Origin of the sequence: Rhodococcus sp. BE178 (assembly GCF_050433545.1) — a bacterium.
GTDB lineage: Bacteria > Actinomycetota > Actinomycetes > Mycobacteriales > Mycobacteriaceae > Prescottella.
This window is the reverse complement of the sequence record NZ_JBNPXA010000005.1, coordinates 13,143-34,609: the sequence shown is the minus strand read 5'-3', so window position 1 is coordinate 34,609 and position 21,467 is coordinate 13,143. Positions and strand designations below refer to the sequence as shown.

17 protein-coding genes and 1 pseudogene are annotated in these 21,467 nt (G+C 69.1%); 6 read left to right on the top strand and 12 right to left on the bottom strand.

Annotated features, from left to right (window positions below):
- Nucleotides 1-3: 3 nt before the first annotated feature.
- Both J2X34_RS11215 and J2X34_RS11210 read left to right on the top strand, forming a co-directional pair.
- Complete coding sequence (locus tag J2X34_RS11215) at nt 4-1,305, top strand: RNA polymerase sigma factor (protein ID WP_429517572.1); 1,302 nt, start codon at nt 4-6, stop codon at nt 1,303-1,305.
- An 80-nt stretch (nt 1,306-1,385) separates the two neighbouring features.
- Nucleotides 1,386-1,886: a hypothetical protein gene (locus J2X34_RS11210; protein WP_429517236.1), complete on the top strand. Its 501-nt coding sequence runs from the start codon at nt 1,386-1,388 to the stop codon at nt 1,884-1,886.
- A 15-nt stretch (nt 1,887-1,901) separates the two neighbouring features.
- Here the strand turns inward: J2X34_RS11210 and J2X34_RS11205 are convergent, their stop codons facing one another.
- A complete protein-coding gene (locus J2X34_RS11205) occupies nt 1,902-3,203 on the bottom strand; it encodes a glycosyltransferase 87 family protein (protein ID WP_429517235.1) in 1,302 nt (433 codons plus the stop codon).
- Between the two features lie 234 nt (nt 3,204-3,437).
- Between J2X34_RS11205 and J2X34_RS11200 the strand changes: the two genes are divergently transcribed.
- On the top strand, nt 3,438-5,126 hold the full coding sequence (locus J2X34_RS11200; RefSeq protein WP_114724518.1) for a cutinase family protein: 1,689 nt from the start codon (nt 3,438-3,440) through the stop codon (nt 5,124-5,126).
- A gap of 17 nt (nt 5,127-5,143) precedes the next feature.
- Here J2X34_RS11200 and J2X34_RS11195 read toward each other — a convergent pair.
- The 7 genes and pseudogenes from J2X34_RS11195 to J2X34_RS11165 all read right to left on the bottom strand — a co-directional run.
- Nucleotides 5,144-5,620 (bottom strand): annotated as a pseudogene (locus J2X34_RS11195) (GntR family transcriptional regulator); the annotation flags it as partial.
- 51 nt (nt 5,621-5,671) lie between these two features.
- On the bottom strand, nt 5,672-6,328 hold the full coding sequence (locus tag J2X34_RS11190) for a SanA/YdcF family protein (RefSeq protein ID WP_429517232.1): 657 nt from the start codon (nt 6,326-6,328) through the stop codon (nt 5,672-5,674).
- Nucleotides 6,329-6,430: 102 nt separating this feature from the next.
- Nucleotides 6,431-7,540 (bottom strand): NAD(P)-dependent alcohol dehydrogenase, encoded by a 1,110-nt coding sequence (locus J2X34_RS11185; RefSeq protein ID WP_429517230.1) that lies wholly within the window; start codon nt 7,538-7,540, stop codon nt 6,431-6,433.
- A gap of 25 nt (nt 7,541-7,565) precedes the next feature.
- Complete coding sequence (locus J2X34_RS11180) at nt 7,566-9,029, bottom strand: aldehyde dehydrogenase family protein (protein ID WP_114724543.1); 1,464 nt, start codon at nt 9,027-9,029, stop codon at nt 7,566-7,568.
- 74 nt (nt 9,030-9,103) lie between these two features.
- On the bottom strand, nt 9,104-10,162 hold the full coding sequence (locus tag J2X34_RS11175; RefSeq protein WP_429517228.1) for a GAF domain-containing protein: 1,059 nt from the start codon (nt 10,160-10,162) through the stop codon (nt 9,104-9,106).
- Nucleotides 10,159-10,983, bottom strand: coding sequence for an SDR family NAD(P)-dependent oxidoreductase (locus J2X34_RS11170; RefSeq protein ID WP_429517226.1), 825 nt, complete (start codon nt 10,981-10,983; stop codon nt 10,159-10,161). Before J2X34_RS11170 ends, J2X34_RS11175 begins: the two co-directional genes overlap by 4 nt.
- Before the next feature lie 676 nt (nt 10,984-11,659).
- A complete protein-coding gene (locus tag J2X34_RS11165; protein WP_429517224.1) occupies nt 11,660-14,011 on the bottom strand; it encodes a heavy metal translocating P-type ATPase in 2,352 nt (783 codons plus the stop codon).
- 148 nt (nt 14,012-14,159) lie between these two features.
- Here J2X34_RS11165 and J2X34_RS11160 point away from each other — a divergent pair, with 148 nt between their 5' ends.
- Complete coding sequence (locus J2X34_RS11160; protein ID WP_114724525.1) at nt 14,160-14,858, top strand: TIGR00266 family protein; 699 nt, start codon at nt 14,160-14,162, stop codon at nt 14,856-14,858.
- 9 nt (nt 14,859-14,867) lie between these two features.
- On the opposite strand, the gene J2X34_RS11155 is transcribed toward J2X34_RS11160, so the two are convergent.
- On the bottom strand, nt 14,868-16,412 hold the full coding sequence (locus J2X34_RS11155) for a flavin-containing monooxygenase (RefSeq protein WP_429517222.1): 1,545 nt from the start codon (nt 16,410-16,412) through the stop codon (nt 14,868-14,870).
- A gap of 175 nt (nt 16,413-16,587) precedes the next feature.
- Between J2X34_RS11155 and J2X34_RS11150 the strand changes: the two genes are divergently transcribed.
- Nucleotides 16,588-16,935: a UBP-type zinc finger domain-containing protein gene (locus J2X34_RS11150; protein ID WP_114724544.1), complete on the top strand. Its 348-nt coding sequence runs from the start codon at nt 16,588-16,590 to the stop codon at nt 16,933-16,935.
- Between the two features lie 226 nt (nt 16,936-17,161).
- On the opposite strand, the gene mihF is transcribed toward J2X34_RS11150, so the two are convergent.
- The 3 genes from mihF to J2X34_RS11135 form a co-directional block, all read right to left on the bottom strand.
- Nucleotides 17,162-17,473, bottom strand: coding sequence for an integration host factor, actinobacterial type (gene mihF, locus J2X34_RS11145; RefSeq protein WP_114724527.1), 312 nt, complete (start codon nt 17,471-17,473; stop codon nt 17,162-17,164).
- Between the two features lie 108 nt (nt 17,474-17,581).
- Nucleotides 17,582-18,361 carry an enoyl-CoA hydratase gene (locus J2X34_RS11140; RefSeq protein WP_429517219.1) on the bottom strand — a complete coding sequence of 260 codons (780 nt, stop codon included), beginning with the start codon at nt 18,359-18,361 and terminating at the stop codon, nt 17,582-17,584.
- A gap of 98 nt (nt 18,362-18,459) precedes the next feature.
- On the bottom strand, nt 18,460-18,900 hold the full coding sequence (locus J2X34_RS11135; RefSeq protein WP_114724529.1) for an SRPBCC family protein: 441 nt from the start codon (nt 18,898-18,900) through the stop codon (nt 18,460-18,462).
- 70 nt (nt 18,901-18,970) lie between these two features.
- Here J2X34_RS11135 and pepN point away from each other — a divergent pair, with 70 nt between their 5' ends.
- Nucleotides 18,971-21,466: an aminopeptidase N gene (gene pepN / locus J2X34_RS11130; RefSeq protein ID WP_429517217.1), complete on the top strand. Its 2,496-nt coding sequence runs from the start codon at nt 18,971-18,973 to the stop codon at nt 21,464-21,466.
- Nucleotide 21,467: the final 1 nt, after the last annotated feature.

Genomic DNA, 21,467 nt, shown 5'->3' with positions numbered 1-21,467 from the left:
CGGATGCCCGCCACGCCGACGGAGCACCGCCCGGACCCGATCGAGTCCGCGCGGCGCTCCGTCGCGGCCGTGTGGCGCATCGAGTCGGCGCGCATCGTCGCCACGCTCATTCGTACCGTCGGCGATTTCGGCCTGGCCGAGGATCTCGCGCAGGAGGCCCTCGTCGACGCGCTCGCGCAGTGGCCACAGACCGGTGTTCCGGCCAATCCCGGGGCGTGGCTCACCACCGTCGCGAAACGCAAGGCGATCGACGGTTGGCGGCGCCAGGAGCGCTACGACGACCGCCTCGCCACCATCGCACGCAACCTCGAGACCGAGGAAACCGCCGCGACATCGGACGAGCTGCCGTGGGATCCGGACCGGATCGACGACGACGTGCTCCGGCTGCTGTTCGTGTCGTGCCATCCGGTGCTGTCGCGGGAGGCGCAGGTTGCGCTGACCCTCAAGGTCGTCGGCGGCCTGTCGAGCGAGGAGATCGCGCGCGCGTTCCTCGCGTCGACCGCCGCCGTGCAGCAGCGGATCGTCCGCGCGAAGAAGACGCTCGCCGCCGCCAAGGTGCCGTTCGAGGTGCCGCCGCGGTCCGAGTTCGGTGACCGGCTCGGCGCCGTCCTCGGTGTGCTGTATCTCGTGTTCAACGAGGGGCACGCGTCGAGCGCGGGTGACGAGTGGATGCGTCCGGAGCTCAGCCGCGAGGCCGTCCGCCTCGGACGCGTTCTGGCCGAGCTCCTCCCGCACGAGCCGGACGTGCACGGGCTGGTGGCGCTCATGGAGCTGACGGCGGCGCGCTTCCCGGCGCGGCTCGATGCCGACGGCGACCCGGTGCTGCTCGCCGACCAGGATCGTCGCCGGTGGGACCACGGCGCCATCATCCGGGGCCGCGCCGCGCTCGCCCGGGCCGACGCGATCGGACGCGGCCGCGGCGCCTACGCGTTGCAGGCGGCGATCGCCGAGTGTCACGCCGTCGCACCGTCCGTCGACGACACCGACTGGGACCGGATCGTTCTCCTCTACGAGGCGCTCGGCCGTCTGGCACCGTCGCCCGTGGTCGACCTCAATCGCGCGGCGGCGGTCTCGATGGCGTCGGGCCCCGCTGCGGCGCTGCGGATCATCGACGATCTGGTCGACGGCGGGCGGCTCGCCGGCTATCGGCTGCTGCCCGCGACGCGCGGCGAACTCCTCGCCAGGCTCGGCCGGAACCGGGAGGCGCGCATCGAGTTCGAGGCGGCCGCCGAACTGACCGGCAACGAGCGCGAGCGAAAGATCCTGCTGGACAAGGCGGCGGCGCTTCCCGGCCGACATGAGTGAGCGGATCAGCGGTCAGTTATCGAGAATGCCTTCTTCTCAATTTGTCCAGACTCCCTTGCAGCGCCGATACGCTCGTCCCCATGCGTACCGATCGAAGGCACCGCCTCAGATGCACACTGTCGATCGCAACGGCTGCCGTGTCGGCCCTGGTGCTGGCAGGCTGCAGCGCCGACTCGTCGGCTGTCGCAACTTTGTCCACGTCCCTGGCTCCGCCGTCGACCGCACAGGCGCGGACGACGATCAGTGACGATCAACTGCGCGCGATTGCCACCGGTGCCGCCTCACGACTCGGCGAGAACGATCCGACGCGAATCGAGGCCGTCCTGACGACCAGATCCGCGGCCAACGGACTCGTCGGTGCCGAAGGCTTCGACGATACAGCCGCTTACATGATCCAGGCCCACGGCACGTTCTCGACAGCCTGGCAGCACCGTCCGAGCGGTGTCGATCTGCCCCCGACGGTGACTGGGGTGTTGATGCTGATCGTCGATGCGCAGACCGGCGAAGGTATGGACAGCGGCACGAGCGGTGAGCCCGCCGATCTCACGAAGCTCGGGAAGGTGATCACCCTCGACGGCTGAGCGCTGGGCTCGCCGCTACGAAACCGGCTCAGGATCAGGCGAGTTCGTCGTGTTGTCCGGCGTCGGCGTCTCGGCAAGCGTGCGATCCGGCGGGGTCGGGGCACTGCCGCGGAACGCGACGACCGCCGCGCCGATCAGGACGGCCGCGTAGATCAGCACGTACATGTTCACGACGATGTCCCAGGCGATCCACTTGGGCGGGAACAGGTACAGCCCGACGACCACGGTGTCGTCGGGGAAGCGGTAGGCCCACGATCCGGCGATACCGAACAGCGCGATCACGCTCGCCCACCACCACGCGTTCGTCAGGGCCCGGTGCACGAGGTAGACCATCAGCGGCACGAACCACACCCAGTGGTGGCTCCAGGTGAACGGGGAGACCACCGCCGCGGTCAGTCCGGCGACGGTGACCGCGAGGAGGCGCTCGCCGCCGCGATGGAGTCGGACCACCACCCACATGCTGACGGCGACGACGGCCGCGGCGCACAGCAGCCACACCCACGTGGGCACCGGTCCCCCGGCCAGGCGCGTGATCGCGCCGCGCAACGACTGGTTGGCGGGATGCGAGTCGTCCGCGATGCGCGTGGAATCGAAGAACGTCTCGGCCCAGTACTGCCACGAGTCCTTCGGGAGCACGACCCAGCTTCCGACGACGGTCGCGACGAAGGTGGCCGCCGCGACCGCTGCGGCCCGCCACCGGCGCAGCACCAGGTAGTAGAGGACGAAGTACGCCGGCGTCAGCTTGATCCCGGCGGCGATACCGACACCGACGCCCTTGAGCTTGCTGGTCTCGCCGCGCGAGACGTCCCACAGCACCAGTGCCATCAGGACCAGGTTGATCTGGCCGTAGAACAGCGTCGTGCGGACCGGTTCGAGGAACGCGCAGGCCACCGCCAGCAGTGCCGAGACGGCGATGACGCGGCGGGTGACGAGGTATCCCAGCATCCGCCAGCACAACGCGACGATCGCCACCAGCAGGAGCAGGTTGGCGCCCATCCAGATGTACTTGTCGATGCCGCCCGGAAGGAACCCGAACGGGATGAACATCAGCGTCGAGAACGGCGTGTAGGTGTAGAGCAGGCCGTGGATCACCGGTTCGGTGTAGAGCGGCAGACCCTCCATGACATGCCGCGCGCCGTCACGGTAGACATCCAGGTCGGCGCCGCCGGCCAGGATGCCGATCATGGGCTCCCTCGGGTCGACCAGGGTGAACAAGAGCACCGCGGCCGCCAGCGCGAGGAAGGCGAGGGCAGCCGTCGTCGGGCCCCCTCCCGGGAACGGTCGACGAGCATTCGGATTCCTGGTTGCGCCGTGCATGGCTGTGTCCCTCCCCCGGACGCCGCCGCGGCCTCGCTGCCGAGGCGATCGAGACAAAGGTAGCCAACCGACCGAACCGCGGTAAATCCGATCCTGGTGACCGGACGGTCGGGTGGCGGCCGGTCCGCGCTGTAACGTCTCCGCCCCGGAGACCGACGTCTGTCATGACGTGACGTGCGGTTCGGGGGGGTCGACCTGCATGTGTCTTGGTGAGGTCGGGATAGGGGAGTTGACATGACAATTCGCGGATTCTTTGCGCGACATCGAATGGCTGCGCGGGTGACGACGCCGGCGGCGCTGGGTGTGGCGGTCGTCGTCGCGCTCACGTGGGCGTTGTCGTCCCCGCCACCGAGCACGGTGGACACCCAGCTCACAGCGTCGACGACGGAGTGCCGCGACATGGTGACCGTCTCGATCGCCGGCCGCAGCGACACCCCGGTGGCGGGCACCACGAAGATGCTGGTCGATCCCGACGGAAACGAGCTCCCCGCGGCCCTGTCGGACGACTACAGCAGTGGACGGATCGACCAGGTCATCAACGCGCCGAACGGCGTCGTGGATCGCGACGCGTACGCCGCGCTGTACATCGCCTATCCCGCGAACATGGCCAGCTACGACGACGCCGTCGCCGCCGGTGTGGCGAACACCGAATCGGTGATGCGGGCCATCCGTGTGTCGTGCCCCGACACCAAGTTCTCGATCGTCGGATACAGCGAGGGCGCCGACGTCGCTCGCCGGGTCGCGATGAACATCGGTCACCAGGAACCCGACGCCGACCAGGGCTACGGGATCGTCGACCCGTCCAACGTCGTCGGCGTCGTCATCTTCGCCGATGCGGGCCGCGGGGCGGGGCAGGGCCCGTTCCCCGGTGCGAAGAACCCGTTCGGCAACCCGGACGGCTTCGACACGAAGTACCAGAACGGCAAGACCCCGGTGCCGGGTCAGGGTGTCCTACCGAACACCGGAGACGACGACTTCGGTGCGCTGGGCGGCAAGGTCGCGTCCTTCTGCTCCGACGGCGACTTCACTTGCGCTGCACCCCAGAACATCTCGCTGTTGCAGCTCGTGGTCAACGTGGGCAGGCAGATCAACGTCGATCGGCTCGAAGGCGAGGGCCTCACGCCGGCCACCGGTCAGGACATCGCAGTCGTTCTGGGCCGCATCGGATACGACGCCTTCCTGAACATCCAGTCGCAGCCGAACTGGATGCAGAGCGACGAGACCTTCCTGGACGTCCTGCTGAAGGTGTCGGACCCCGACTACGTGCCGGGCGAGTCGACGACGCAGACCCCGAAGGACGTCAGCTCGATCTCCACCGACGAGATGTCGCCGCTGGCGTACCTGCCGCAGAAGGTGTTCAAGGAGATCGTCGGGCTGATCGTGACGAACCAGAACACCATCCCGGTGATCCTGAGTGATCCGTACCAGATGACCCTGGCCCCGGACATCGGCCACCACTTCGACTACTGGCGCGACGCCGACGGCGCGAACGGCAAGCCGTTGACGTCCGCCGAGTACGCCGCCGCGTGGCTGACGTACCTGGCCAAGCAGGCGCAGAACGGAAAGCCGGTCGACCCGGCGGCGAAGCCGACCGCGACCGAACTGGCCGACGCCCTCACCGAGCTGGCGGCCACCACCACAGAATCGTCGGCCGAGCCGACGGGTTCAGCGGTGCCGCAGACTTCGACCGCTTCCCCGTCGGAGTCCGCGGTTCCCGCCGAGTCCGCGGCGCAGAGCGCCACGGAGACGACGGTCCCCGCCACGTCGCCGGCCGTGGCTTCGTCGACCGAGGTCGCCACGACGCCGACGCCGTCGCCGGCCGCTTCCCCGGACGCTGCCGCATCCACGTCCTCGACGGTCGCCACCACGACCAAGCCGACGACGACGACCACCACCACCCCGGCACCCCGGCCCGCCGGGTAGGGCGCGAGCCGCACCGCTCACCGAGCGGTGCGGCCGCCCCGATCGTTGATCCGGTACGTCACTCGGATCTGTTGGGGACCGCGGTCGATGTGGAGTTCGGCGATGTCGGACGGGATCAACGCGGTGTCGTGCAGGACGGGGGTGCCGTCCTCGGTGACGTTCGTTCGGTGACTGAGCATGGCCGGGCTGTGTTCCGGGCGGGCGAGCAGTTCGGCTTCGGCGGTACCGAGCGTGGTGACGGTGATCGACTCGTTGGCCGACGCGACCGGGTAACCGTGTTGTGCGAGAACCTGATAGAGCGACGCGTCGACCAGTTCGTCCGGGGAGATGCCCGTGCTCCAGGGGATGTAGGAATGCTGGAGCACGGAAGGGTGCGTGTCGATCACGCGGTGACGCGTGACGACGAGCACCTGCTCGGTCGGCCCGAGCTGCAGGGCCCGCGCGACATCGGACGGTGGAGTCTCCCGCGACGACCCGAGGATGTGCGTCGCGACCTTGTGAGATCGGGTCCCGCCGCACCGGACACCGCGGACGGTGCCGGGCGGTCACCGATCCACTGCGGTGGCGAGCGAACCGTCCGGCGGCGACACCACCGCCGGGTCCCGCCTCGACAGCAGATCGAGCACCGCCTTGGGTCGCGCCAGCCACTCCCGCGCGTAGTTCCGCACGACGGCGAGCCGGTTGCATTCGCACTCGGCCTCCACACCGTCGGTGTCGATGCCGGCGTCGCGGCACAGCGCCACCGCGCGGGACACGTGTAGGCCCTGGCTGACGATGAGTGCCTTCGTCACCCCGTACGTCCGCACCGCCCGCGTGCAGGTGTCGTACGTGTCGAGGCCGTAGCCGTCGCCCACGATCCGCGCGGGATCGACGCCGGCGTCCACGAGGTACTCGGTCATGGCCGCGATCTCGTTGCCGGAGCGGCCGTTCGCGTCACCGGACACAAGGACGGCGCGGGCCCTGCCGTCCTCCATCAGTCGGACGGCGGCGTCGAGCCGTCCGGCCAGGAACTTCATCGGTTTCCCGTCCCGGACCTGCGAGCCGAGGACGATCACGACGGGCGCGTCCGGCGCGTCGCGGACGTCGTACATGTGCCCGGACGCGGCGACCGCCACCCACCCCGCGGACCCCAGCACGAGCACACCGGCCATCGCGACCAGTACCGCCGACCAGCCGACGAGGCGCCCGACGATCCGCCGCATGTTCCACCCTCCGAGTTCCCGGCCTCGACCCGCTGCCGACCGCCCCCGGACGATCCTCTCGAGGAGGGATCATCTTTCCGGGCAGACACGCCCGCCGGACGCTCAGTCGAACAGCAGCACGGGCTTCAACACGCTTCCGTCCCTGATGCCCTGCGCGGCGTCGTTGATGTCCTCGAACCGGTAGTACTCGACGAGCTTGTCCAGCGGGAAGCGTCCCTGCTCGATCAGCTTCACCAGGGCGGGGAGAAACACCTGCGGCACCGAATCACCCTCGGTGACACCGATGAAACGTCGACCGTTCAGCAGGTAGTTGACGTCGACGGGGACCGTCGCGCCGGCCGCCGGGGCGCCGATGGCCGCCACCGTGCCCAGCGGCGCGAGGCAGTTGATCGCGGTCTCGAGCACCCGCACGTTGCCGGTGGCGTCGATCGCGTAGTCGATGCCCAGTCCCCCGCTGATCCGGTCGAGTTCGGCGGCCGGATCCGCCTCCTTCGAGTTGATCACGTCCGTCGCGCCCAGTTCCCGGGCCAGCTCGAGTCGTGACGGCACGATGTCGACGGCGACGATTCGCTCGGCGCCGGTGAGGGCTGCCGCCATGACGGCAGCCATTCCCACCGCACCCACTCCGAAAACGGCCAGAGTGGAGCCGGGTTCGGGTGTGAGGATGTTGAGTACGGCCCCGGCGCCGGTCTGGATTCCGCAACCCAGCGGCGCCAGCAGACCCAGGTCCGCCGAATCGGAGACCTTGGTGACGCCGCGTTCGTCGGCCAACGCGTATGTGGAGAAAGAGGATTGGGCGAAGAAGTGCCCGTTGATCTCCTCGTCGCCGCGCCGGACCGTGGTGCTGCCGTCGGCGCGCCGTCCGCCGACGAGGTTGCGCGGCAGGAACTCCTGGCAGTACGCGGGGTGTGCCGTGCGGCAGTTGCGGCATTCGCCGCAGCTGGTGAACGACAGCAGCACCTTGTCGCCCGGCTTGACGCTGGTGACCGCGCTGCCCACCTCTTCGACGATCCCGGCGCCCTCGTGTCCCAGCACCCCGGGGAGCGGGAAGGGGATGTGCCCGGCCTGGACACCCAGGTCGGTGCCGCAGACCCCGGCGGCGACGATCCGGACCAGGACCTCGTCGGCCCGGGGCGCGGCGAGGGTGACCTCGCCGATCGTGAAGGGTTCACCGATGCCGTCGACAATGGCGGCGCGAGCTGTGTTGACCATGTTGTGCTCCTGCGGATTCGGCGGATCAGAACGGGTAGATCGGCAGCGCGCTCTGCGCCGTCACCCACTGCGTCTCGGTGAAGGCGTCGAGGTTGGCGCCGATACCGCCGACGCGGCCGCCGTTGCCGGACGATGCGAGTCCGCCGAACGGGACGACGGCCTCGTCGCCGACCGTCTGATCGTTGATGTGGACCAGGCCGGTTGGGATCTGCTGGGCGATCTCGAGGCCCTTCATCGCATCGCCGGTCAGGATTCCCAGGGACAGTGCGTATTCCGAGTCGTTGGCGACGGACACGGCTTCTTCGACGGTCGCGAAGGAGGTGACGGGGGCGACGGGGCCGAAGACCTCGTTGACGAAGGCGGGCGCCGTCCGCGGGGTGTCGGCGAGGACCGTCGGACGGTAGAAGAGGTCCTCGTAGGTTCCGCCGGCCGCCAGCCGTGCTCCGGCCGCGATGCTGTCCGACACGAGGGCGTGGATCTGATCACGTTGCCGCGCATCGATGATCGGCCCCATCGCCACCTCGCCGGTGAACGGATCTCCGACGGGCAGCCGCTCGGCGTGTTCGGCGAGCAGCGCGGTGTAGTCACCGACGATGCTCTCGTGCACCAGCTGTCGGCCGGTGGCCATGCAGATCTGTCCCTGATGCATGTACGAGCCGAAGGCGCCCACCGAGACGGCCTTCTCCAGGTCGACGTCGTCCATGACGATGAGGGCATTGTTGCCGCCGAGTTCCAGGTGGGCGCGCTTGAGGTGGCGGCCCGCCAGTTCACCGACCGCGCGTCCGGCACGCGTCGAACCGGTGAACGCGATGACGCGCACGCTGGGGTGGACCACGACCGCCTCGCCGGCGTCCGCACCACCGGGCAGCATGCTGAGGACACCGGCCGGGAGCCCGGCCTCCTCGAAGATCCGGGCCAGGACGACGCCACCGCAGATCGCGGTGCGCGGGTCCGGCTTGAGGATCACCGAGTTGCCCAGGGCGAGTGCCGGCGCGACGGCGCGGATCGACAGGATCAGCGGGAAGTTGAACGGGGCGATGACACCGACGGTGCCCACCGGGACGCGGCGCGAGAAGCTCAGCCGCGGCTGCTCGGAGCGCAGCACCTCGCCGACGGGATGCGCCGCGAGCGCCGCCGCGTTGTAGCACTCCTCAGCGGCGGTGTGCGTCTCGGTCTCGGCCTTCGCCCGGATGCTGCCGCCTTCGCGGACGATCCACTCGCCGATCTCCTCGGCGTACTGCTCGAACAGCTGCCCGGCTCGACGGAGGACGGCCGCGCGCTCGGTGTACGGACGCGCGGCCCAGGCCTTCTGTGCCGCCGTGGCGCCGGTGGCGGCCGCCGCGACATCGTCGGGGGTGGCCGTCCCGACGGTGGTGAGTTGCTTCCCGGTCGCGGGTTCGACCACGACACGGTCCTCACCGCCGCCGGCCACCCATTCGCCGGTGAAGATTCGGGATTCCCACACCGGCTTGTTCAACAGACTCGTCACGGTCGCTCCTCGCAGTCGCAGCACATGGATGCCTTCCACGTTGCCGGGCCCCGATGTCGCCCACGACCGGTCTTTCACTGACCGAAAGACGTATTTCGGTTCTGCGGGGTGGGCGCCTCCGTGACGGTGACGAGTCCGCCGTGGGTGGACTCGTCGAACGCCATCAGTGCGACCGACAGGTGCAGGGGTTTCCAGTCCCCGTCGAGTCCGCGGAACCGCAGGATGCCTTCGACCTTCCGGTAGGCGAGATCCTTGGCCATCTTCCGCGCGAGCGGCACATCGGACGGATGCATGGCGGGCGCCGGCTCCCCGACGGCATTTTCCCAGGCCACCCCCGGCATCGGCTCGCTGCGCCACTTGATGAGCGCGAGGCGTTTCAGGTCGACGTAGGCGAGGTATTCGCCGGGCGTCAGCACGGCGTCGAGCACCCGATGCTCGAGGATGACCGGTGGCGGCGCGGCCGGGACCTCGCCTGCCGGGCCGATGTCGTGGGTGATCCCGCGAAGGATGACCTCGCGCCGGTCCCCGGCAGGATCAGGCTTCTCCTCGAGCATCCGGCACGAGAAGTGTGCGGCGCGTTCCTCGTCGTCGTCGCGGCGTACCTTCCACACCGCCTGGTGCTCAGTGCCCGGTTCCGACTGCACGATCTTGGCCAGCGCCTCGCCCTCGTCGCGGTTCGTCACCAGCCGGGTGAAGGCGCCCGCCAGCGCGGCCTCGCTGCGACGGTCCTCGGGTGCGACGCCGTACAGGTCGAAGAGGTCGTCGCTGCCGCTGGCCTTGCCGGCCGTCAGATTGAAGTGCCACGCGCCCGCCGGGTCCCGCGGCGGTGGTGCCTCGTCGGTGTCTCCGCGCCAGAAGTAGACGCCGTGGAGGCGGGACTCGGAATTGAGCAGCGGTTCCGCGAGGATGCGTTTGCGGCCGTCCTCCGACTCCCGGTCGATCCGCCGATGCTCGGGGTCGGCCATGATCTCGAGCAGAGCGTTCTGCACGTCGTCGAGGGCCCTGTTCGGTTGGCTCCGTCGGCCCTTGAAGTGCCGGCCCAGCGGCACGAAGGGTTTCGGGGACGACCCCACCCCGATCAGTGACGGCTCCTGTCCGCCGAAGGTGCTGATCAGCAGCCAATCCGTGGTCATTTCCGCAGCCCCCGACGCTTCGCGGCCGGCAGCAACCACTGGTACGCCGGACCCAGGATCCGGGTCACCGCGTCCACCACCTTCGCGTCCGGGCCGACGAGCACCCGCGCACGCCCCTGTTCGACACCCCGCAGAATCGTGCGCGCGGCCTCGGCGGGGTCGGTGCGAGCGATTCGCCGATCGAACGAGTCGGCGACCTCGCGAACGTCCACCCCGGCGGCGGCGCTCGCGGTCCGCGCGATGCCGGTCCGGACGCCACCCGGGTACACGCACGTCACCTTCACCGAATGGCCGCCGAGTTCCATCTCCTGACGCAGCGACTCCGTGAACCCGCGGACCGCGAACTTCGCGGCGTTGTAGGCGGAGTACCCGGGCGCCGCCATCAACCCGAATGCCGAGGACAGATTCACCACATGACCGCGGTCCGACTCGACCACGTACGGGAGGAACTCCTTCGTGCCGTTGACGACGCCCCAGAAGTCGACGTCCATCACCCGCTCGATGTCGGCGTAGTCCGAAGCCAGAACCTCACCGGTGTAGAGGATTCCGGCATTGTTGATCACGATGTCGACACCACCGAAGCGGCTCGCGGTCTCGGCGGCGAAGGCGTGGACCGCGGCCCGATCGGTGACATCGACAACCGACGCGGATACCTGGGCCCCGGCCCGTTCGCACAGGTCCGCAGTCTCCTTCAACGGACCTTCGGCGTCCCCGGACAGGGCCAACACCGCACCCCCGTCGGCCAACCTGGTCGACAATTCGCGACCGATTCCCGAACCGGCTCCCGTCACGGCCACGACGCGACGATCGAAGTACCCCAAAGAACTTCCCCTCTGTTCTGTTGAACTAGCGCTCCCAGTTCCTTACCAGAACGGCACGTAGCCGGCATCTCGAGGCGATCCGGCCGGGGCACCGGAACGGTGGGGTTCCACCGGTAGATGCGACCACCGGGCGGGCTTGCCTGAGTCGGGGGTCAGACCGCCCACCCGGTGGTCACTGCGACGCGGCACACCCGCCGTGAAGCGGACGGGATCGGCCGAGCCGGGTTCGTGGGATAACGCCTGCGCGCACCGTAGGGGCCGGGCGTCGTCGGGTCCCGGCACGGGAGCAACGATCGCCACACGCGCATGCATCAATGTGACAGCGCTACAAGCAGACCCGATATCGACAGGGTTGCAGGAAGCCCCGTGAGGGGCGCGCAGGTGCACTGTAAGCCAGCCGGTGACGGGGATGCAACCTCGAGCTGGCGTGTCGGAGACCCGGATTCTGGGCCCGGGCGGTGGCATCGGGATGGATCCGACGCCACCGCCCGGCCGTGGTCCGCCAGGTCGGGGGTCCGGAGGGCCACGGTATCGCCGCCCGGCCGGCCGAGCGACAACTCGAACGCTAGTGCCGGTTCGTTCGACGGCGTAGGGGGATTTGCCCCGTGCCGGGTGGGTCCCCGACGGGGGCCGCCCCGGAAGGGGGGTTTGGCGCGATCCCGCTCGGGGACGCCCCTCAGCGGTCCCGGGGCGCGGAATCCGATTCGGGCGCGAGAGTGAAGTAGTTCTCCTCCTCCTGCACGAAGTGCAGCTGCAGCAGCGCGTGCAGCCCGTACAGGCAGGCGAGGAGGTCGTCGACCTGATCGGGGTCGATCCGGCCGGCCGCATCGGCGCGGGTGAGGTGGGTGCGCAGGCGTCGCGCGAGCCGGTCGATCTCGGCGTGCATGCGGCTCATCGTCGCGGTCGCCTCTGCTGTGCCCAGCGGGGTGGCGAGCGCCGGGTACAGTTCGCGGTCCTCCGCCTGCTCGTGCGGGAGCAGCGTGCCGAACAGGAAGGTGTCGACCCGACGCAGGGCGGGATATGCGGCCGCGAGGTTGCCACCGACGAGCAGTTGCGCCGTGTCGCGCAGGATGGCCAGCTGGTCGCGCAGTTCGTCGTGCTCGGCCGAGAACCGGTGCAGCATTGCCTCGGTGTCGTCGGGAAGGAGAATCTCCTGGTTCCGGTCGCCCCGCAGCGCGCGTAATGCGTTGAGGATCACGGCCACGTCGATACCCTCCTGCAGCAGCGCACCCGCCGCGGGCGGCAGGAATCCGAACGCGGCAAATCCCATGGCCACCAACGACAGCCCCATCCCCACTGCCGCGCTCTGCACGGCGATGCGCCGGGAGCGGCGGGCGATGGCCATCGCGTCGGCCAGGCGGTCGAGTCGATCGGTGGTGAGCACGACGTCCGCGGCCTCCGACGTTGCCGTCGAGCCCCGCGCCCCCATCGCGACGCCGACGGTGGCGGCCGCGAGGGCCGGGGCGTCGTTGACGCCGTCGCCGACCATGACGGTCACCGCCGATTCCCGCTCCGCCCGGACCCCGGCCACCTTGTCGGCGGGTGTCTGTTCGGCGTGGACGGCGTCCAGACCGAGGACCGAGCCGATCTCCTCCGCGGGTTCGCGCCGATCCCCGGTGAGCATGACGAGCCGGTTCAGTCCGGCCGAGCGCAGGCGCCGCAGGGTGCGGGACGCGTCCCGGCGGACGGGATCAACCAGCAGGACGGCGCCCGCGAGATCGCCGTCGACGGTGACCCAGGCAACCGCTGCGCCGTCGAGCACGGCCCGACTGTGGGCGGCACGTGCCCACGCCGGTGCATCGTCGGGCAAGCTGAGGGTGCCGACGGTGACCCGTCGGCCGTCGACGGTCGCGCTCACGCCGGTCCCGGCCTCCTCCGCCACGTCGGTGGGCAATGTCAGTGCGAGCCCGCGCATCTTCGCTTCCTGCACGATGGCGTCGGCCAGTACGTGCGGTGACAGTTGGTCGGCGGACGCGGCCAGTTGCAACACGTCGGTGGCATCGCCGCCGGGCGCGATGAGCACGTCCGTGCCGGTGGGGCGACCGGTGGTAAGGGTTCCGGTCTTGTCCATCACCAGTGTCGTGGCATGTCCGAGGTTCTCGAGGGCGCCGCCGCTGCGAATCACCACACCCAGACGGGACGCTCGGGACAGTCCGGAGACGATCGCGACGGGCGCGGCCAGTAGCAGTGGACACGGCGTCGCGACCACCAGCACCGCGACAGCGCGGGTGGCCGAACCGCTGAACAGCCAGGCGGAACCCGCGATTGCGAGCGCGAGCGGCAGGAACCAGGCCGCGATGCGGTCGGCCACCCGTACGACGGGGGCGCTCTCGGCGGCGGCGTCGCGGGCCAGGCGGACGATGCCGGCGTAGGTGCTCTGGTCGGCGGTCGTGTGCGCCTGCATCTCGAAAGCGGTTCCTGCATTGACGATTCCGCTCCGCACCGCCTCGCCGCGACGCCGCTCGACGGCGAGCGGTTCTCCGGTGAGGACGGATTCGTCGAGCACGGCGGAACCGGACGTGATCCACCCGTCGACGGGCACCACCTCCCCCGGTCCGACCACCAGGTTGTCGTCGGCGAGGACGTCGTCGAGTGGGATCGCCTCGACGTGGTCGCCGGTTCGTCGGCGGGCGGTGCGGGGCGCGTGGTCGAGCAGCGATCGCAGATCCTTCGTGGCGCGGCGTTCGGCGGCGGCATCGAGCGCCTGCCCCGTCGCGAGCATGACGCTGATCAGCGCGCCCGCGAGATACTCGCCGACCAGCAGCGTGCCGATCAGGGACAACACCGCGAGTAGGTCTACGCCCATCCGCCCCCGTCGGAGCGCGTCGATCACCCACCAGGCAGCGGGCGCGATCGCGATTACTGTCCCGGCGATCCAACACCCGTCGGCCACGTTGTCGGCACCGAGCAGCCACGCGATCGCGCCGGCGATCAGCGCGGTGAGGGTGACCGCCAGTAGCGCGAATTCCTTGAGGCGGTGCACACGTTCGCGTCGCCGGGACGATGCCTCGGACGCCGTATCCACCATGACGCTCCCATGTCCTCGCGGGTGCCGTCTCGAGCGTACCGCGCCGGGTGCGGGATCTCCCGTGTCGAAGGCGGCTCCGGGCCGCCGAACCCCGGTACCGTGACGTCCCTGCCCGATATTCGACTTTCTACCTTTCGAGAAGGAAGCCATGAAGACCGAGATAAGTTGTGGGCCCGCGTTCGCGTTCGCCGAGATCAGTGTCCCCGCCGGTGGATCGGTCCGCGTCGAGGCCGGGGCGATGGCGATGATGCGGGGTGACATCGCGATCACCACATCGACGCGGGGCGGCTTCCTGAAGGGACTCCGCCGCTCCCTGGGCGGCTCGAGCTTCTTCGTCAACGACTTCAGCAGTGAACGGGGTGGTGTCGTGGGCGTCGCCGGCGCACTCCCGGGCGACCTGGTCGAAACCACCGTCGACGAAGGGACCGCGCTGCTCGTCCAGTCCGGCTGCTGGCTCGCCTCCGACGCGACCGTCGACGTCGACTCCAAATGGGGCGGCAGCAAGGGGTTCTTCAGCGGCGCGGGGCTCGTTCTGTTGCGGTGCAGCGGAAACGGAGAGATCCTGCTGTCCAGCTACGGCGCCATCCGGTCGGTGACGCTCGCGGCGGGGGAGACGATGACACTCGACTCCGGTCACGTCGTCGCGTTCGACGAGACCGTCCAGTACCGCATCCGCAAGGCCGGTGGGTGGAAGTCGATGATTCTCGGTGGCGAGGGCATCGTCACCGAGTTCACCGGTCCGGGTCGGGTCTGGATGCAGACCCGTAGCGCGACGGACCTGGTCGACTGGCTCCGGGCCCGGATGCCGTCGAGCACCACGACCACCAGTAGCAGTAACAGCAACTGAGGGTGAGGGTCAGTCGGGGCTGACGAGGTCGTCGTCCGATCTCGTCGGCGTCGGCTCGACCCGCGAGAACGTGAGGGTGCCGTCGTCGATCGGGGTGTCCCGAAGCGCGACGACGTCCTTGTAGTAGTCCATCGGCAGGCCCCACGGCTCCTTGGTGCCGGTCCGCGGAAACAGGTCCAGGCCCCGCTGGATATACCCGGACGTGAAGTCGAACTGGGGCCGGGTCTCGATGGCCGGTTCCGTATTGTGCGCGACGACAATCTGGGCACCCCGCCGATCCATCTCGTCGAGCAGTCGGCACAGGTAGTCGGCGACCAGATCGAGCTTGAGTGTCCACGGCCCGTTGAGGTAGCCGAAGGCGAACGAGAAATTGGGAACGTCCGAGAGCATCGTGCCTTTGAACGTGAGCCGCTTCGTGATGTCGATCGGTTCGCCGTCCAGGTGGATCTCGATGCCGCCGAGGATGAGCAGGTCGAGTCCGGTTGCGGTGATGATGATGTCCGCGTCGAGATGCTTCCCGGACACCAGCGCGATGCCGTTCTCGGTGAACGTCTCGATGGTGTCGGTGACCACCGAAGCCTTGCCCCTGGAGATCGTCTTGAACAGGTCGCCGCCGGGGACGACGCACAGGCGCTGGTACCACGGATCGTAGGTGGGGTTGAAGTGGGTGTCGACGTCGAAACCGGACGGTAGGAGCCGGACATTGAGCCGGCGGATGATCGCCCGCGCCTGTTTGGGGAAGCGGCGGGCGAGCTTGTAGACCCGGAAGTTCAGCATGGTGTTCTTCTTGCGGGCCAGCCGGTAGCCCCGCTCGTCTCCCAGCACCCGGCGAAGCATGCTGGACACCGTGTCCTCTTCGGGGAGCGGGATGACGTAGGACGGCGAGCGCTGCAGCATCGTGACGTGCGCGGTGGCGTCGGCCATTGCCGGGATCAGGGTGACGGCGGTGGCCCCGGAACCGATCACCACCACCCGCTTGCCGGCGTAGTCGAGGTCTTCGGGCCAGGCCTGCGGATGCACGATCCGGCCGGTGAACCGGTCGGCACCGGGAAACACCGGTGTGTAGCCCCGGTCGTAGTTGTAGTAGCCGCTGGCGCAGAAGAACCAGTCGGCCGTGACCGTCACGGTCTCGTCGGTGTCGCCGCGCCGCGCGGTGACCGTCCAGCGGGCGTCCGCTGACGACCAGTCGGCGCGGATCACCTTGTGGTTGTAGCGGATATGGCGTTCGACGTCGTACTCGCGGGCGGTGTCGCGGATGTAGCGGAGGATGTCCGCGGCCGGTGCGAGCGCCTTGCGGCCCTTCCACGGCTTGAAGTCGTACCCGTAGGTCTGGACGTCGGAGTCGGAGCGGATGCCCGGATACCGGAACAGGTCCCACGTGCCCCCGGAGACGGCGCGGGCCTCGAGGATCGCGAAGGAGCGTCCCGGATGCGTCCGGTGGAGCCGACTGGCGACGCCGATTCCCGACAGCCCGGCGCCGACGATGAGGACGTCGACGTGTTCGGGTGCGGTGCCGCGGCTCGTCGCGGAACCGGTGGGGCGTTCGGGGCCCATGGGTCCTCCCGATGCTGGCACTGGTGAAACCACGTCTGTAATGCACCGTATCCCGACAGTCGCGCGGTGTGCCAGCAAAATCCGCGGTCCGATCCACTCGACGCGGTGCCGGGCGCGGCGAACAATGGTGCCTACGTCGGCCACACGCCGACACCCGGCCGAGGAGGCACGACGCATGACCGAGACACCGGAGATCGATCCCGCCGCGACGCCCAGTGGAACGGGCTGCGCCGAGTGCGACGCGGCCGGCGGGTGGTGGTTCCACCTGCGCCGCTGCGCCGCCTGCGGGCACGTCGGCTGCTGCGACTCCTCCCCCGCGCAGCACGCGAGCGCGCACGCGGCGGCGTCCGGACACCCGATCATCCGGAGCTTCGAGCCCGGTGAGGACTGGTTCTGGGACTACCGGACGCAGGGCTTCGCCGAGGGTCCGGAACTGGCTCCGCCGCAGAGCCATCCGAGCGAACAGACGGTTCCGGGACCACGCGAGCGGGTACCGGAGGACTGGGCGGACCGCCTGCACTGAGATCGGACGAAATCCGGCCGGCTCGCGACGTTCGTAGGATCGGCGGGGTGATCGAGATCCCCGACGCGCTGGTCGCGGCGCAGTACAAGCACGGCGAACGGCGCTTGGCGGACGAACAGGTCGCCATTGCGCGAATGCTGTTGGCGCGCTGAGTCCGTCCGTGCTCAGTCCTGCCACAGCCGCGTCGGCCCGCACCGTGGGGTGCGGGCCGACGCGGAGAACTGTGTCAGCTGAGCTTGGCGATCAGGTCGGCGCGCTGACGGGCGCCCAGGCCGGAGACACGTCGAGTCTCGGCGATGCCGACGGACTCGGCGATGTCGCGGGCCTTGATCTTCCCCACCTTGGGCAGGGATTCGAGCAGGTAGAGCACCTTCGTCTTACCGACGAGTTCGTCGGTATCCGCCTTGTCGAGAACTTCCACCAGGGTGAGCTTGCCCGACTTGAGATCTTCTCTCAGTTCGGACCGCGCCTTGCGGGACGCGGCAGCCTTCTCCAGTGCTGCAGCGCGCTGTTCGGGGGTCAAGGTGGGCAATGCCATTGATGTGCCTCTCTCTCACGGAACCCGGATGAAGTTCAGGCTAGAACGGGAATCGCCGCAGCGCGCGTCAAGTGGGCCCCGCGTGTCGAAAAGCCGTGGCTATTCGTCTCATTTGCCCTTCCACAACGGCTTTCGCTTCTCGAGAAACGCGCTCATACCCTCCTGTGCGTCGCAGGTGACCGCGTTGGTGGCCATCGTCTCGGCCATCAGTTCGTACGCCTCGTCCTGCGGCAGGTCGATCTGCCGGTAGAACGCCTGCTTGCCGATGGCGAGGGTCAGCGGGCTGGATTCGGCGATCTTCGAGGCCAGGTCCCGCACCCGAGACTGCAGTTCGTCGGGTGCGACCACGACGTTCACCAGGCCCCAGTCGGCGGCGGTGTCGGCGTCGATCGTCTCGCCGGTGAGCAGCATCTGCATCGCGCGCTTGCGGCCCACCGATCGGCTGAGCGCAACCATGGGGGTGGAACAGAACAGCCCGATCCGCACACCCGGGGTTCCGAACACCGCGTTCGACGACGCCACCACCAGATCGCACGACGCGGCCAGTTGGAAGCCGGCAGCGATCGCCGGTCCCTGCACCGCGGCGATCACCGGCTGCGGAATCGCCTGCACGGTGTCCATCATCGCCGTGCACACCTCGAAGACCTCCCGCTCGTCCTCGAGGGTGCGGTCGATCATCTCGGACAGGTCGTGTCCGGCGGAAAACGCCGGGCCGACCGCACTCAACACGACCGCCCGGACGGTATCGTCGTCGGCCATCTCCCGCAGTGCTGCGGTGACCTGTCGCATCATGTTGGTGGACAGTGGATTCCGTTGGTCCGGCTGATCCAGCACAATGGTGCCGATGCCGGTTTCCGGGTCTATCTCGATTCTGACGACGTCGTTCATCGTGCCTCTCCGTCATATCGGGTCGCAATGCCCGATGCTACCCGGAAAGGCCGCATCGAGCCCGGCCACGCGGCGAGGCTCCGGCGCGAATCGATGAATCAGCCCTCGATCGCGGACTTGATCCGTAAGGCGAAGTCGGGAGCGTCCTTTCGTGCCGCCCGCAGCGCGAGGGGCGCGATGAGCTTGCCGATCCCGTGCCCCTCCAGCACGTTGAAGACCGTCAGCTTCGTCCCGCCTCCGTTGGGTTCGAGGTCGTATCCACCCTCCACCGCGGTGACGGAGTTCTTGGACCGCTCCGCCCAGCGCAGTCGTCGCGGCGGCTCGAACTCGGTCAGTTCGAACTCGCGCTGACTGGTCATCCCGGCGTCCTTGACCGTGCTGACGAAGACGGTGCCGACGCCCGGCGGGCCGTCGGTCGTCTGCTCGATCTTCTGCACCCGAGGGCTGAACTTCGGATCGTTGACGCCGGCGGCGAGGAACTGGAACACCTCGTCGATGGGACGGTCGATCACGGTCGTTCCTTCGAAACGTCCTGACATGTCGTAACCCCGTTCGGTGTGGTTACCCGGAGATGAGTCGAACTCTACTCGCGGCTGGCAGGATCGGGGCGTGAGTACTGCGAACCTGACCCGTGCCGAGACCGCCGCGCGTTCGGCAGCCGTGACCGTCCGTTCCTACCGCGTCGAACTCGACATATCCGGTGCGCCTGACAATTCCGAGCCGGGCTTCGCGACGTCGACGACCGTCGAGTTCGACTCCGGCACGTCCGAGACGTGGATCGACTTCCTCGGTCCCGAGGTTCGATCGGTGACCGTCAACGGCGAAGCCGTGGACATCGAGTTCGACGGCGCCCGTATCGCTCTGCGTGGATTGCGTGCATCGAACACCGTGGTGATCGGCGCGGTCGGCGCGTACAGCCGGTCCGGGGAGGGGCTGCACCGATTCCACGACCCCGTCGACGGCCGGACCTACCTGTACACACAGTACGAGCCGTCGGACGCGCGACGCGTCTTCGCGTGCTTCGAGCAGCCGGACATGAAGGCGCCGTTCACGTTTGTCGTCACCGCCCCCGCGGGTTGGGAGGTGGTGTCCAACCGCCCGGCGGCACTCCACCACGTCGACGACACCCGTCAGGTCGTCGAGTTCTCCCCCACACTGCCCATCTCCACGTACATCACCGCGATCGTCGCGGGTCCGTATCATCGGGTCGAATCCATCTGGAGCCGAGACGATCTCACCGTCCCGATCGGGGTGCTGTGCCGGGCGTCGCTGGCGCAGTACCTCGACGCCGACGCGATCGTCGAGGTGACGAAGCAGGGGCTGGACTTCTTCGCCGAACACTTCGACTATCCGTATCCGTGGGGCAAGTACGACCAGGTGTTCGTGCCCGAATACAACCTGGGCGCGATGGAGAATCCTGGCTGCGTCACGTTCACGGAGGCCTACGTCTTCCGCGGCGCCGCAACGGCCGCGCAGTACGAGGGCCGGGCCAACACGATCCTGCACGAGATGGCCCACATGTGGTTCGGCGATCTGGTGACGATGGTGTGGTGGGACGACCTGTGGCTCAAGGAGTCGTTCGCCGACTTCATGGGCGCCCTCGCGAGCGTGGAGGCCACCGAGTGGACCGACGCGTGGGTCGCGTTCGCGAACCGGAGGAAGGCGTGGGCGTACTCGCAGGACCAGCTGCCGACGACGCACCCGATCGTCGCCGACATCGTCGACCTCGAGGCCGCCAAGCTCAACTTCGACGGCATCACCTACGCGAAGGGCGCCAGCGTCCTCAAGCAGTTGGTCGCCTATGTCGGGCGCGACGCGTTCTTCGAGGGCGCGCGGCGCTACTTCCGCGAGCACGCCTTCGGCAACACCACGCTCGCCGACCTCCTCGCGGAGTTGTCGGCGTCCTCGGGCCGTGACCTGGGCGCGTGGGCGCAGGCGTGGCTGCAGACCACCGGCGTCTCCACCCTCACCCTCGAGGGCGGCGACGACGTGCGCGGGTACGAGATCGTGCAGAGCGATCCGAGGCCGCACCGCCTGGCCGTCGGGCTCTACGACTTCGACGACGCCGGTGACCTGGTTCGACGTGATCGCGTGGAGCTGGACGTGGTCGCCGAGCGGACACCGGTCGACCTGTCCCCCGCGGCGCTCCGGCTGCTCAACGACGGCGACCTCACGTACGCGAAGGTGCGTCTCGATGCCGGCTCGCTCGCGACGGTCGAGCGCTCGCTGGACCGGGTCGTCGACCCGCTGGCCAGGGGCCTCATCTGGTCGGCGCTGTGGAACGCCACCCGCGACGGCGAACTCGCCCCCGAGCGGTACCTGACGATGGCACGCGCGTTCGCGCCGTCCGAGCCGAACATGGCGCTGCTGACCGCGGTCCTGGCGAACGCGTCGTTCGCGATCGGCCACTACCTGCCCACCGAGGCGCGGGACCGCTGGCGGCGCGAGTGGCTCGAAACCTGCTGGACGGCAATGCAGGAAGCCGAATCAGGATCGGGTGGACAGCTGGCATGGGCCCGTGCGGCTGCGGCCGCAGCAGTTGTCGACGACCGCCACGCGGCCGACATCCGTGCGATCCTCGACGGCGGCCGGCCGGGCCCGGACGGGCTCCGGTTGGATCCGGACCTGCGCTGGGCGCTGTGGACGGCGCTGTCCGCGACCGGGCACGCCGACCCGGAGACGCTGGACGTCGAACTGGTGCGCGACGACACCGCGTCCGGGCGGACCGCCCAACTGCGTGCGCTCGCCGCCCGCCCGGACCCGGAGGTCAAGGCGCGGGCCTGGACGTCGGCGCTCGAGGACACGGCGCTGAGCAACGACCACCTCGACGCCGTCATCGCCGGATTCCGGGCGGGCGAGCGCCGCGACCTGATCGCCGGCTACGACGACGCCTACTTCGCGGCGATCCGCGGGGTGTGGGCGCAGCGCAGCATCGAGATCGCCCGCCGGATCGTCCTCGGGCTCTTCCCGGCGTCCGATTCGGTCGATTCGGTGGATTCGTGGCTCGCCGCGAACGTCGATGCACCGGGCGCACTGTGCCGACTGGTCACCGAACAGCGCGACCACCTCGCCCGGGATCTCCGGATCCGGGCGACGTGGTCTTGAC